General features: G+C 34.4%; 14 protein-coding genes and 1 tRNA gene. 10 read left to right on the plus strand and 5 right to left on the minus strand.

The window, feature by feature from the left end; genetic code table 11:
* Positions 1 to 26: 26 nt before the first annotated feature.
* The 4 genes from AC23L6_RS01630 to AC23L6_RS01645 are packed head-to-tail and all read left to right on the plus strand — an operon-like array spanning position 27 to position 3,908.
* Positions 27 to 422: a glutaredoxin family protein gene (locus AC23L6_RS01630; RefSeq protein ID WP_487570223.1), complete on the plus strand. Its 396-nt coding sequence runs from the start codon at positions 27 to 29 to the stop codon at positions 420 to 422.
* 2 nt (positions 423 to 424) lie between these two features.
* On the plus strand, positions 425 to 1,804 hold the full coding sequence (locus AC23L6_RS01635; protein ID WP_487560555.1) for an MFS transporter: 1,380 nt from the start codon (positions 425 to 427) through the stop codon (positions 1,802 to 1,804).
* A complete protein-coding gene (locus AC23L6_RS01640; RefSeq protein WP_487560556.1) occupies positions 1,804 to 2,979 on the plus strand; it encodes a glycoside hydrolase 100 family protein in 1,176 nt (391 codons plus the stop codon). Before AC23L6_RS01635 ends, AC23L6_RS01640 begins: the two co-directional genes overlap by 1 nt.
* Positions 2,980 to 2,981: 2 nt before the next feature.
* A complete protein-coding gene (locus tag AC23L6_RS01645; protein WP_487560557.1) occupies positions 2,982 to 3,908 on the plus strand; it encodes a carbohydrate kinase family protein in 927 nt (308 codons plus the stop codon).
* 103 nt (positions 3,909 to 4,011) lie between these two features.
* On the opposite strand, the gene AC23L6_RS01650 is transcribed toward AC23L6_RS01645, so the two are convergent.
* From AC23L6_RS01650 to AC23L6_RS01660, 3 genes are all read right to left on the minus strand, one after another.
* Positions 4,012 to 4,290 (minus strand): type II toxin-antitoxin system RelE/ParE family toxin, encoded by a 279-nt coding sequence (locus tag AC23L6_RS01650; protein ID WP_487560881.1) that lies wholly within the window; start codon positions 4,288 to 4,290, stop codon positions 4,012 to 4,014.
* Positions 4,290 to 4,541 carry a hypothetical protein gene (locus AC23L6_RS01655; RefSeq protein WP_487560558.1) on the minus strand — a complete coding sequence of 84 codons (252 nt, stop codon included), beginning with the start codon at positions 4,539 to 4,541 and terminating at the stop codon, positions 4,290 to 4,292. Before AC23L6_RS01655 ends, AC23L6_RS01650 begins: the two co-directional genes overlap by 1 nt.
* A 455-nt stretch (positions 4,542 to 4,996) precedes the next feature.
* Positions 4,997 to 5,069, minus strand: a tRNA-Phe gene (locus AC23L6_RS01660).
* Positions 5,070 to 5,169: 100 nt separating this feature from the next.
* Here AC23L6_RS01660 and AC23L6_RS01665 point away from each other — a divergent pair.
* From AC23L6_RS01665 to AC23L6_RS01690, 6 genes are all read left to right on the plus strand, one after another.
* Positions 5,170 to 5,931, plus strand: a complete 762-nt coding sequence (locus tag AC23L6_RS01665) for a type III pantothenate kinase (protein WP_487560882.1) — start codon at positions 5,170 to 5,172, stop codon at positions 5,929 to 5,931.
* Positions 5,924 to 7,177 carry a BamG family beta-barrel-assembly machinery protein gene (bamG, locus tag AC23L6_RS01670; RefSeq protein WP_487560559.1) on the plus strand — a complete coding sequence of 418 codons (1,254 nt, stop codon included), beginning with the start codon at positions 5,924 to 5,926 and terminating at the stop codon, positions 7,175 to 7,177. Before AC23L6_RS01665 ends, bamG begins: the two co-directional genes overlap by 8 nt.
* 44 nt (positions 7,178 to 7,221) lie before the next feature.
* The gene (gene lptC / locus AC23L6_RS01675) at positions 7,222 to 7,776 is read left to right on the plus strand and encodes an LPS export ABC transporter periplasmic protein LptC (protein WP_487560560.1); all 555 of its coding nucleotides are present in this window, start codon (positions 7,222 to 7,224) and stop codon (positions 7,774 to 7,776) included.
* A gap of 18 nt (positions 7,777 to 7,794) precedes the next feature.
* Positions 7,795 to 7,989 (plus strand): hypothetical protein, encoded by a 195-nt coding sequence (locus tag AC23L6_RS01680; RefSeq protein ID WP_487560561.1) that lies wholly within the window; start codon positions 7,795 to 7,797, stop codon positions 7,987 to 7,989.
* 3 nt (positions 7,990 to 7,992) lie between these two features.
* Positions 7,993 to 9,252, plus strand: a complete 1,260-nt coding sequence (locus AC23L6_RS01685) for a hemolysin family protein (RefSeq protein WP_487560562.1) — start codon at positions 7,993 to 7,995, stop codon at positions 9,250 to 9,252.
* A gap of 108 nt (positions 9,253 to 9,360) precedes the next feature.
* Positions 9,361 to 11,457, plus strand: coding sequence for a peptidylprolyl isomerase (locus AC23L6_RS01690; protein ID WP_487560563.1), 2,097 nt, complete (start codon positions 9,361 to 9,363; stop codon positions 11,455 to 11,457).
* A 43-nt stretch (positions 11,458 to 11,500) separates the two neighbouring features.
* Here AC23L6_RS01690 and AC23L6_RS01695 read toward each other — a convergent pair whose 3' ends face one another.
* Positions 11,501 to 12,412 (minus strand): GYDIA family GHMP kinase, encoded by a 912-nt coding sequence (locus AC23L6_RS01695; protein WP_487560564.1) that lies wholly within the window; start codon positions 12,410 to 12,412, stop codon positions 11,501 to 11,503.
* A gap of 3 nt (positions 12,413 to 12,415) precedes the next feature.
* Positions 12,416 to 13,732 carry a hydroxymethylglutaryl-CoA reductase, degradative gene (locus AC23L6_RS01700; protein WP_487560565.1) on the minus strand — a complete coding sequence of 439 codons (1,317 nt, stop codon included), beginning with the start codon at positions 13,730 to 13,732 and terminating at the stop codon, positions 12,416 to 12,418.
* Positions 13,733 to 13,817: the final 85 nt, after the last annotated feature.

The raw sequence follows: 13,817 nt of genomic DNA on the forward strand, positions 1-13,817 counted from the left end.
GTTACCAATTCCCGTACTTTTAGAGTATGGGAATTGTTTTTACTAAATCAGATTTTTATACCATGAAAAACAGCCACTACTTACTTATTCTTTTTGTTTTGCTATTTCAATTTAATTTGAATGCACAAGCAATTGACAGCACCGAAAAAAAGGTTGAAGAAACCAACAAAACAATTATTATTTATGGCAGTACAGAGTGTCATTATTGCATAGCAGCTAAAAATATTCTGATAGAGAATAAAATAGAATTTGTTTTTTATGATATTGATACCAATAAGGAAGCGCTTAACGAAATGTTGGCTAAATTGCGAAAAGCAAACATCAGCACTTCTAATTTAGGCATTCCAGTTATCGATAAATACGGAGAACTTTTTTCGAACAACGGCAATTTTGATGATTTTTTAAAGCAATTAATACGATAAAGATGTCAAATAAACCAAGACTTAATTTTTGGCAAATATGGAATATGAATTTCGGTTTTTTCGGAATTCAGTTTAGCTTTGGTTTGCAACAAAGTAACATGAGTGCCATTTATAAATATTTGGGCGCTGACGAGGCGAGTTTACCCATGCTTTGGCTTGCTGGTCCAATAACAGGATTGATATTACAACCTATTATCGGAGCAATAAGTGATGGAACATGGTCGCCAAAATTCGGACGCAGAAAACCCTTTTTTCTAATTGGTGCGCTTCTCTCTAGTGTTGCTTTGGTCGTTATGCCTTTTTCCACTTCCATATGGATGGCAGCCAGTTTGCTCTGGATTCTTGACGCTGCCAATAATATCGCTATGGAGCCCTATCGTGCTTTTGTTGCCGATAAGTTGCAAAAGGAACAACATTCTTTTGGATTTTTGATGCAAAGCTTTTTCACTGGTTTAGGAATTACTTTGGCTAATTTCACCCCAGCTATTTTAGTAGCCTTGGGCTTTTTTGCTTTTACAGATAAATTCAGCAATGGGATTCCAGTCTATACCTATTGGGCATTTTTTATTGGAGCTCTTGCAGCAATTGGGTCAGTCTTGCTCTCGGTTCTCACCACTAGAGAATATCCTCCAACTCAGGAAGAATTGCTTCTTATGCAACAAGAAAAAGGAAAAAATAATATTTTGACTCGAACCTTTTTAGATATCAAAGAAGCCTTTTTAACCATGCCTTTGACCATGCGTCAATTGATACCCGTAAAGTTTTTCACTTGGTATGCTATGTTTTGTTACTGGCAATACATCACTTCTACCTTGTCTATTTCTATTTTTCATACCACCGATCAAGCCTCGAAAGGATTTTCTGAGGCGCAACTTTTGACGGGAAATTTAAATGGAACTTATAATATTATTTGTTTTTTAGTGGCGTTTGCTTTAGTTCCGCTTGCTTTAAAAATCGGATCAAAAGGCGTTCATTTCATAGCTTTGCTTCTAGGCGGTTTGGGATTATTATCAGTGCCTTATTTAAACAATACCGATGTACTTTTTCATGTCTACAATCCTTTTGGAACATCGGTTGCTATAAGCACAATTTATTTGTATTCTTTTGGACTTGGTATTTCGTGGGCTTCTATGATGGCTATGCCGTATCAGTTGTTAGCAGGTTCTATCCCCAAAGAAAAAAGAGGCGTTTACATGGGTATTTTCAATATGTTCATAGTCATTCCTATGGCGATTCAAATACTAACCATGCGGTTTTTTGTCTATGATTTGTTGGGAAAAAATCCAATAAATGTGATTCGATTAGCAGGTTTGTTTTTGATACTGGGAGCCATTTTCACCCTTTTTATTAAAGTTAAAAATAAAAACCAAATTGTTGATTAATGAATACTATTGGTTATACAAAAGCAATTGAATTGTTGCGAAATTGTTCTTCTACAGAAGGATTTTTGGCAAGCGCACAAAATATTTCCAATTACAAAAGAGTTTGGGCTCGTGATGGGGTGATTTGTGGTTTGGCAGCTTTGGCTTCGGGCGATGATGATTTGATTACGACATTCAGAAACACCCTCGAGACTCTCGCTCAACACCAACATACCAATGGAACTATTCCATCTAATGTGATGACCTCTAGTTCAGAAAAAGAGGTCAGTTATGGTGGCTTAGCCGGTAGAGTAGATGCTGTGACTTGGTTTATTATTGGGATTTGTCAATATGGTTTTTATAAAAAAGACTCCGACTTTGTAGCACAATATGAGAGTAACATTCAAAAATGTTTGCAACTCATGGAGGCTTGGGAGTTTAACAACAAACACCTTATGTATGTGCCGCTTTCTGGTAATTGGGCAGATGAGTACATTACTGACGGTTATGTTTTATACGATCAATTGTTGCGAGTTTGGGCTTTAAAAAGCTACAATTATTTTGCTAAAAGGAAAGACATTCAAGATAAAATCGATAAGATTATACAGCAGTTAGAAATCAATTTTACTCCGAATGTTGTTGGAGAAAAATACCACGAACGCGCTTACAACGAATTGAATTTTGACAGTTTTATGCCTTGTTCTTTTTCTCCGGCAGGATATAAAGTTCAATTTGATGCTTTCGCTAATTCCTTGGCATTGCTTTTAAATATTGGGGATGAAAATTTTCAAAAAGCGATGATTTCTTATGCTGAAAACTTACAAAAACAGACGAATTTGCAATTACTTCCCGCTTTTTGGCCACCTATAGAAGAGAAAGATATAGACTGGCACTTGCTAAAAAACAATTGTAAATACGAGTTTAGAAATTACCCTTATGAGTTCCACAACGGAGGAAGTTGGGCGATGGTGAATGGTTTCTTTGGATTGGCTTTGCTTTCAAAAAACAAAAGGGAAGAGGCAGAAACTGTTTTAAAGGCCATCAATCACGCAAATGCTATTGAGAATTATAGTTTTTACGAGAATTTTAATACCCAAACAGCGGAGCCTAATGGAGTACCATTTTGTGCTTGGAGTGCTGCAGCAAGGGTTTTTTTACATCAATATTTATATACTAATTTCAAATTTCTTACTTAAAAGTGGATACTTCAACAGACATCATTTGCGTGGGTGAGGTGCTTATAGATTTTATAGGTCACGAAGTCAATACGCTAGCACATACAAAAGATTACCACCGATTTCTGGGAGGTTCGCCCACAAATGTTGCCGTGAATGCCTCTCGCCTTGGGCTAAATGTCGCGCTTGTTGCCACCAGCGGAAGTGATGGTTTAGGCGATTATATCATCAACAAATTGAATCACAACAAAGTGATTACGTCACACATCAGGAAGTCCTTGAATACACCTACATCGGTAATTTTTATTTCTAGGTCAAAGAGCACGCCTGAGTTTATTGCCTATCGGGAAGCCGATTGCCAAATTCTTGAAGACCAAATTCCAGATGAGTTATTGTCAAAATCCAAAATATTCCACACCACTTGTTTTGCTCTGAGCAAAGAGCCTGCTAGGAGCACCATCCTCAATCGTGCGCACAAAGCCAAATCGTTGGGCTTGCAATTGAGTATTGATATTAATTATTCGGAGAAAATTTGGCCCAATCGCTACGAAGCGCACCAAGTTTTAAAAGATTATTTGTCTACTAATCCTTTGGTGAAAGTGAGCGAAGACGACTGTTTCCGATTTTTTGGAGAAAGCAAATCTGAAGAATTTATTTTTGATTATTTCCATAAGCTGGGCGTTTCTACCATCTGTTTGACCAAAGGGAAAGACGGAGTAAAATTATCCGATACTATCCATGGAATTTATTTTCAAGAAGCCATTCCTTTAAAAGAGATTAAAGATACTACGGGCGCAGGAGATGCCTTTTGGACGGGCTTTTTATTTGCGAAACTGCTGAACAAAAATCTTGAAGAATGTTTGACCATTGCTCAGAAACTCGCAAGTATCAAACTGCAAAACGTAGGGCGATTACCTGATAATATGAATATTATTTCAGAGTTGTTGTAAAGTTTATATAGTCAGATTAAAATAAGGGAAAAGTCTTTTCGATAGGATAAATCAAACAAAAGCAACTCGAAAGGAGTTGCTTTTGGTATTTATTAAGTGAAGATTAATAAGAATGTTGGCTTCTGTTATCTAAAAAAGTAACCAATAACAACTTATTGTTTACGATATGATATACCATCGAATTACGCTCATTGATACTACATTTTCTATAACCAAACAATTTAGATTCTGGGCAAATTTGGTTAAATGAGGCAATTCTTTCAATAAGTTGCTCAACTTCAATTTCGAAAATTTCTATTTCTTTGCTTGTCCAATAATCAAATAAATAATCTATTACTCTAAAAAATGATTCCAAAGCCGTTTGTGTCCAAATAACTTCCATCAAAGTGATTTATTTTTGATGTAATTTTTAATTTGTTCTTTAGCTTCATGGTGTGGAATCACTCTGTTTTCTTCGATATCTTTTTTTCCTTTTTCGATTAATGAAATTTGTTGTTCAGACAGTTCTTCCGCCCAGTCAGAATTGGCGGATTTAAAAGTTAAAAAATCGATGTACTTATCCACTTCATACAAAAGATTTGTGGGAAGTGCATTTATTTTTAAATTAATTTGTGAAGCAGTTATAGTAGCCATGGCTTTTTTAATTTACAGTATTGCTAGATTTTTTTTGAAATAAATCTAAACAAAAATACAAAAAAATGCACACTTTTTTTTAATTGCCAATTGAAATACTATTTAACTTTCGTAGCTTGATGTAAATTTCACAGCGGTCTAAAGTAGTAAATAGCACCAAAAATACCGCAAATTTTTTTGATTTAGCAGCTTTGTATGCCTTGAAAATATGGAACCACTACAATTTTCTTGTGATACTTTTTTCATTTTTATAAAAATCATCACAACTTAGTGATAAAATAATTTTTTTTGAAAAGTCATCACAACATTGTGATAGAATAATAGTTTTTAAAAAAATCATCACAAACTAAACAAGGTGTTAGTTTGATGAGGTTAAACGTTTTGTCTTAGTTTGAGTAAATACTTTTAGGTTAAAGCATAAAAAAACCCGAATAGTTTCTATTCAGGTTTTTAAGTGGTACCTCCAGGGATCGAACCAGGGACACACGGATTTTCAGTCCGTTGCTCTACCATCTGAGCTAAGGTACCTCTCGCTTTAAGCGGTTGCAAATATAGAATGATTTTTAATTTATCCAAAACAAATATTAAAAAAAATCAATTCGTAACTTCGCATTCTAAAATGAAAAGAATGCTTTTAGCAATTGATATTGGCAATACCCGAATTAAAGCGGCTGTATTTGAGGAGAATACCCTTTTAGAGGTCTTGTTTTTTTCTAAAGAAGCCTTGCAAAAAAAGGTGCAAAGTATTTTAAAAACACATCCAAAAATTACTGATTTGATTGTGGCTTCTGTTGGGGAAATAGGTCGTGAAGATTTTTTGATGTGGGATAAGCGTGTAAAAATACATTTTGTTGCGCATACTACCTCATTTCCTTTTCAAAACCACTATGCCACACCCCAAACCTTGGGTATTGACCGAATGGTGCTTGCCACTGGCGCGGTGTTGCAATTCCCTAATCAAAACAGATTGGTTATTGATGCGGGAACCTGTATCACCTATGATTTTGTTGACGCAAACGATGTGTATTACGGCGGAGCTATTTCCCCAGGGATTCGGTTGCGCTATGAGGCATTGCATCAGTATACTGCTAAACTACCGTTGCTAAACATAGAAAGCATGAAGCAAGGCGACAATCAAGATACAGCACCCTATTTGATAGGTACAACCACTCAAGAATCTATTCATTCTGGAGTTGTGAATGGGGTTGTAAATGAAATTGACGGATTTATCAATGAGTATCAAGCAGTTTTTCCAAACTTTATCATAATTTTAACGGGTGGCGATACAGATTTTTTGGCTAAACGATTAAAAAATACCATATTTGCCAATTCAAATTTTCTTCTCGAAAGTTTAAATCAAACCTATCAATACAAAATCAAAAATGATTAGAAAGTTTTTAGTAGTTCTGTTTTTCCTCTTTTCCTTTGTATCATTTGCTCAGCAGGGTTCTTCATCACCCTATTCTTTTTTTGGAATAGGTGATGTTCGATTTAAAGGAACTCACGATATGAATGCCATGGGAGGGCTATCTATTGTTCCAGATAGTATCCATGTCAATCTAAAAAACCCAGCCTCGTATTCAGGTTTGAAGTTGACGACTTTTAGTTTAGGAGGTAGTTATAATGCAACACAATTCAAGTCGAATACTGAAAGTGAAAATGCACGAAGAGTGACATTAGACTATTTAGCAGTTGCATTTCCTGTGAAAAAAGTTGGTATCGCTTTTGGTTTAATTCCGTATTCAAGTGTGGGATATAAAATAAAAAATCAATACGATGATGGGGTTATTATAGACTCTCTCAATCGCTATGGAGGAACAGGTGGTTTGAATAAAGCTTTTTTAGGTTTTGGATACAAGTTTTCAAAATTCAGTATTGGTGCCGAGATGGCCTATAATTTTGGAAGAATTGAAACAGAGAGCATAAAATATATTGGTGTATCACAAAATGGTTCGCAAGAAACCAATATATCGAGTTTGTCTGGTTTAGATGTTAAAATTGGAGCGATGTATAATAGAAAGATTACCAAAAAATTGGATTTCTACAGCGGTATTACCTATTCTCCTGAAAGTAACTTGAATTCTTCCAATGAAAGAACTATTTTCACAGTGAGATACATTGGTGATTTAACTCCGATACCTCAGGATTATCTGGATGTAATTAATTCTAAGACTGTTATAAAAATGCCTAGCACGTTTTCTGTTGGTGCGGGAGTGGGAGAAACCAAAAAATGGATTATTGGAACAGAAGTTACTTTCAAGGGGAGCAACACTTTTAGTAACAGAATAAGTGATGTTGCTAACGTAAGTTATGAGAATGGAACCAAATATACTCTAGGAGGTTATTACATACCCAACTACAATTCTTTTGATAATTATTTCAAGAAGGTAACCTATAGAGGAGGTTTCAGGTATGAGAATACAGGTTTAGTAATTAATACAATATCCATAAGAGACTATGCCATCACAGGAGGATTAGGCTTGCCAGTTGGTGGGACTTTTTCTAATCTTAATGTAGGGTTTGAAATTGGTAAACGTGGAACCACAAGAGCCAATTTGATTCAGGAGAATTATATGAATATTATATTGAGTTTATCTTTGAATGATAAATGGTTTACACCAAGAAAATACGATTAATCGTTCGAAAAAAAAACAGCAAGGAGTACTTAAACGAATGTAATATGAAGACCAAGAATTATAAATTAGTTTCTTTTTTGTTTCTAGTGGTCGTTCTAAATGCTTTTTTTGGGTGTGAGAGTAATTTCAAAGAGGTACAAAAAATCAATTATTCAGAGTTTGTTCCTAGTGGTGAGGCGGAAAATTTTAATTTGAAATATACCGATTCGGGTAGAATAAAATCCATTCTTGTTAGTCCTAAAATGCTCGATTATTCCAATGTTGAGTTTCCGTTCACGGAGTTTCCAAAAGGTATAGATGTTACCTTGTATGATGCTAAAGACAGAAAAACATTCGTAAAATCAGACTATGCTATTTCTTTTAAAGGAACAGACCTAATCGATTTGCAAGGTCATGTTACCATCTCGAATGAAACAGGACAATTTTTGGAAACAGAACAATTGTATTTTGATCAAAAAAACGAGTGGTTTTTTACCGAAAAAAAGTTTAAATTTACTGACCCAAAGGGTGTTTCTTACGGAGAAGGAATCGATTTTAGCAAGGATTTTAAAATTGTAAATTCTCAGAAAATAAAAGGCGAAATAGATCAATCGGAATAATTATTTAATAGAAAGAAAATGAATTATCTAAAATATACACAATACATCTACTTGGTTTTTGGACTTTTTTTTATTTATGATGGTTTTACTAAAATAAATACAGAAGAAACTCCTTGGTTGAGTTTTGGTATTGCTGCCGTTGCTATTTTTATGTTTTTTTTCAGAAGGAGTTTTGCTAAAAAATTTGAAAAAGAAAAAAACAACAAAATGTAAAACATGGAAATTAGTATCATACTACTATGCCTGCTATTTTGCGCTTTTTTCTCAGGAATGGAGATTGCCTTTATCTCTTCCAATAAAATTTATCTTGAAATAGAAAAAAAACAAGACAATCTTCTCTCAAAAACCCTTACTAAACTTACTGAAAAACCTTCCAAATTCATAGCGGCCATGCTAATTGGGAATAATATTGCATTGGTGGTATATGGTTTTTTCATGGGAGATTTGCTGATGGACTGGATTATAACGTTACCCTACCATTTTTCAGATTTGTTCAGTTTGTTCTTGCAAACACTGATTTCTACATGTATTGTTTTGATTACCGCCGAGTTTTTGCCGAAAGTCTTTTTTCAAATTTATGCCAACGGAGTCATTAAATTCTTTGCTATTCCAGCCTATTTTTTTTATAGATTGTTTTATTTCATTTCCACATTCATTTTGTGGATATCGGATTTTATTTTGAAAAAGTTTTTTAAAACTGAAGGCGACCAAGTGCAATTGTTTTTTACGAAAGTGGATTTGGGAAACTATATCTCTGAGCAAATGAGTACCGTAGAAGACCATGAAAATGTGGACTCTGAAATTCAAATTTTTCAAAATGCTTTGCAATTTTCAGGGGTAAAAGCCCGAGATATTATGACGCCCAGAACAGAACTCGCTGCTGTGGACATCTATGATTCTGTAGCAGAGCTAAAACAAATGTTTATAGAAACAGGCTATTCCAAAATCTTGGTAAGTCAAAATTCTTTAGACGATATTATTGGCTATGTACATTCGTTTGAGTTGTTTAAAAAGCCAAGAAGTATTAAGTCGGTTTTAATCCCAGTTGAATTTGTTCCTGAAACTATTTTTATCAAAGACGCACTGGATTTACTAACCAAAAAGAGAAAAAGTGTAGCCGTTGTTCTGGACGAGTATGGTGGAACTTCTGGGATTATAACCGTTGAAGATATTGTGGAAGAACTTTTTGGAGAAATTGAAGACGAGCATGACGAAGAAGAAGAGTTGATAGAACAGGAGCTAGAGCAAGGCATTTATTTGTTTTCTACTCGATTGGATGTTGAATATTTGAATCAAACCTATAAACTCAACATTCCCGAGAGTGATTCCTATGGAACTCTTGGAGGTTTTATTGTCGATTTTACCAAAGAAATCCCTCAAAAAGGAGAACAAATTAGCATTGAAAAGTTCAATTTTACTATTGAAGAAGCCACAAATAAGAAGATAGAATTAGTAAAAATGTCTTTGATAGAATAAAATTTGAAAAAAAAATAAAAAATCTTGCAAATTATAAGTTTACATCTATGGTTATTAAATAGATAATTGTATTTTCGCAAACTGAATTAAAAATTAACGATATTTAAAATGGCAGTTTTACAAAAAATTAGACAGCGCTCTTTACTTCTAATACTAGTTATTGGTTCTTGTTTATTAGCATTCATCATTGGCGATTTATTCAATAATGGAGGATTTAAATCTTCACCAAAAGATGTGGGAAGTGTTAATGGTAAAGACATACCATTTGAAGATTTTAGAATAAAAGTTAGTAATCTAGAAAAAAGTGGTCAACAAGGAATGACTTCTACTCAGGCTGTAAATAGAGTTTGGGATCAAGAAGTTTCTATTGCTTTACTTTCTGCTGAATTCGATAAATTGGGATTGCTAGCTAGTGAAAAACATATATTGGAAGTGTTTAAAAACGACCAAAATATTGGACAAAATCCAATGTTTCAAACCAAAGGTGTTTTTGATTTAGCAAAGTTCAAAGAATATTTCAAATCAAATCCTGAACAAGCCCAGTACTTGAAAGACAGAGAAAAAGATGCTGATCTTAACGCAAAATACCAAATATACAACACCTTAGTTAAAGCAGGGGTTTATACTACTGAAACAGAAGGGAAGTTAAAATATGAAATGGAAGCTAACAAAGTAACATTTGATTATGTTGGAGCTTTGTATTCATCTGTAAAAGATAGCGAGGTAAAAGTATCTGATGCTGAGATTATTGAATTCATGAAGAAAAATGAAAAGAAATACAAAGCTGATGAAATGCGTGAAATTGAATACGTTTTAATCGAAGATAAAGCTTCGCCTGAAGACGAAAATGAAGTTAAAACGACAGTGAATTCGTTGTTGTCAGGAAGAGTAGTTTACAATCAGGCTACTGCTAAAAATGATACTTTACCTGGATTTAGAGAAACTACAAATGATGCTGAATTTGTAAACGAAAATTCAGATATCCCTTATGATTCAACATTTGTTGCAAAGAAAGATTTGCCTGCTGAACATGCGGAACAATTATTCAACTTGCCACAAGGACAAATCTATGGGCCATATATGAGAGGGCCTTATTACTGTTTAAGCAAATCGTTAGGAAGAAAAGCTGGGGCAAATGCAAAAGCGAGTCACATATTGATTAGCTATGAAGGAACTCAAGTTCCAAATAAAAAAGAGAAAAGAACTAAAGAACAAGCTAAAGCAAAAGCCGAAGCATTATTGGCTCAAGTGCAAGCTAATCCATCAAGTTTCTTAATGTTAGCATTAACAAATTCAGATGATTCTTCAGCACAACAAGGTGGAGATTTGGGTTATTTCTCTCAAGGACAAATGGTAAAACCGTTTAATGATTTTGTATTTAATAATCCAGTTGGAAAAATAGGTTTGGTAGAAACTGATTTTGGTTTCCACATTATCAATATTACTGACAAGCAAGATGCGGTTCGTTTAGCAACCATAGCCCAAAAGATTGAGCCATCAGATGCAACTACTGATAAAGCCTATCAAAAAGCAGTAAAATTTGAGATGGATGCCAATGAAAAAGATTTTGAAAAAGTAGCCAAAGAAGCTAAATTGACCGTTAATCCACCTGTGAAAGCAAAAGCTATGGATGAAAATTTTGGTAACGTTGGTAATCAAAGACAAATTGTACGTTGGGCATTTGAAAGCGGTACTAAAGTAGGTGATGTAAAACGTTTCGAAATAGCCAATGTTGGAAATGTAATTGCTAAGCTTAAAAAAGTAAACGAAGAAGGATTAACACCTGTTGAAGATGCTAGACCAGGAATAGAGCCAATTCTTAAAAACAAGAAAAAAGCGGAGATTCTGAAAGCAAAAATGAAAGGTGCTTCATTAGCAGCAATTGCACAATCGAGCAAATCTTCTGTACAACAGGCATTGGATATTACTTTAGAAAATGCGAATTTACCAAATGTAGGTCAAGAGAAAAAAGTAGTGGGAACCGCTTTTGCAACTCCAGTAAATAAAATCTCTGCGCCAATTGAAGGTAATTCAGGAGTATATGTAGTACAAACAAAAGTAGTGACTAAGGCTCCAGCGTTAAAAAATCATACCGATTATATCGCAAAAGTAAAGTCACAAGTTTCTGGTTATTCAGGACGTGTGATACCAGCATTGAAAGCTGAAGCAGATATTGAAGATAATAGAGTACAATTTAATTATTAGGATTCTAAACAAATAAAAAAACCGACTAATTTAGTCGGTTTTTTTATAGAATCATTTCTCCATAAGGAATAACGGTCGCAAAACCTTTTTCTTTAAAATAGTCCGTCGGATTGTCTTTTGAAACCACTAAAATAAAATCACCACCCCAAGCACCAAGACTTTTTACAGTTCCAGAGAAATCTGAAAAAAAAATATCCTTAATGGGTTTTGTTTCTAAAATTTCACTTAGTATCGTTTCGTGGTTTTCAATTTCGGAAGAGAAGGTCTCACTATTTTTTGAGTGTAGGATAGTAGTTGTAATCGCATTGATTTTTGAAAGGGTTGCTGCCTTATTCTTTTCTTTTTTGTAATAAGCAGCAATGGCATTCTTGCTGTTTTGTTTTTTATTCAAGTAGACAAAATAAATTTGTTCTGTGAAATTAGGGTTAAAAAACACCTGTTCTACAACTGGTTTTCCCTCAACCAATTGATATAGTATTGGCGTATTATTTTGCGCACAAGCAATATCATAGCCACTGCCTCCAAAACTGTTTTTTAGCAATACAAAAGCATCAATGCCAATCCACTGCGCTATATTGTTAATCAAGGTAGAAGAAGTACCTAATCCCCAAAATTTCGGAAAGCTCAAGTGAGTTGTAATAGTATACCCCCCTGCATTTTCGATAAACGATGGATTGAGACGAAAGCCTTCATGCAAAATACCAATCAAGGTATTTCGCTCCGATTGATTTTCAAAATTTGAATTATGGATTATATCAGAAAACGAAATAGTAGCTTCAAACCAAAGACTTCCATCGCTATCAAAACTTTTCCAAACTATTTCTTTGTTTGTACCTTGTTCAACAACTAAATCCTGACCAAATTTTGTAGGCAATGCTAGAGCCAACGCTCCGTCTAGCACTACATATTCGCCAGTGATTAACAATTTTCCGTTGCTGTAAAAGGTTTGTTTCAAGTGTTATTTTCTTAAATTTTCAATAAAATCAACCACTGCCGCATGGGAAATCACATTGTTTTCAAAATGGATTTTTATCAATTTACGCTCTTCTTCAGTTGTGTGCAATTGATTCAAGATATTATTAATGTGCATTTTCATGTGTCCTTCCTGAATACCAGTAGTGGTCAGGGAGCGCAAGGCAGCAAAATTTTGTGCTAGTCCAGCTACAGCTACAATTTGCATTAATTCTTCGGCATTTGGTTTTCCTAGCATTTCAAGAGAAAATGCCACCAATGGATGTAAAGAAGTCAATCCGCCAACAGTTCCTAATGCTAGTGGAATTTCTATCCAAAAGCTAAAAATATCATTTTCAATTTCAGCATACGATAGACTTGAATACGCCCCATTTCTAGAAGCATAAGCATGAATCCCAGCTTCTACCGCACGGAAATCGTTGCCAGTAGCCAGTACTACAGCGTCAATTCCGTTCATGATACCTTTGTTGTGCGTTACTGCTCTAAACGGTTCAACAGATGCAATTTGAACGGCTCTCACAAATTTCTCTGCAAAATCATGAGGATTTTCGATTTTCTTATCCGCCAATTCGGAAACGGCACACGATACTTCAGCTCGAACAATGCAGTTGGGAACATAATTGGATAAAATGCTCATCACCACTTCAATATTTTTTTCTTCTTCTGAAAAGGATTCAAAGGAACGAGCTTCTTTTTTCAATGTTGTGGCAAATTGCTCTAAACAAGAATTGATAAAATTTGCTCCCATGGAATCTTTAGTATCAAAAGTGGCATGCAATTGAAAATAATTTTCAATTAAATGGGTTTTATCTCGCAATTCAATATCTAGAATTCCACCGCCTCTTTTTTGCATGTTTTTAGTGATGCTCTCGGTTTCAGTAAAGAAATTAGTTTTAATTGATGCAAAGAAATTTTCTAGTTTTTGAGTATCGCCTTTATAGATGAAATGTACTTGACCAATTTTTTCAGTACTCAAAACTGTAGTTTTAAAACCGCCTCTTGTAGACCAATATTTTGCCGATTTTGCAGCTGCTGCAACCACCGAACTTTCTTCAATAACCATTGGGATGCTATAGTTTTTTCCGTTTATGAGAAAATTAGGAGCTACACCAAGTGGCAAATAAAAGTTGGTTATGGTGTTTTCTATAAATTCGTCGTGTAGTTGTTGAACCGCAGCATCTGAATTCCAATATTTTTTAAGTAAGGAAATAGCTTCTACAGGTTTAGAAAAATATTCTTTGGCAATCCAATCTATTTTTTCATCCTTGGACAATTTAGAAAATCCACTAACAGTATTGTTCATGCGCATTAGGTTAAAATAATTTGACTGCAAAGATACGGTTTAGATTTAATAGTTATATTTGATACTGAATGGGATTTATATTTTT

This window comes from Flavobacterium sp. R1_16 (assembly GCF_057652095.1).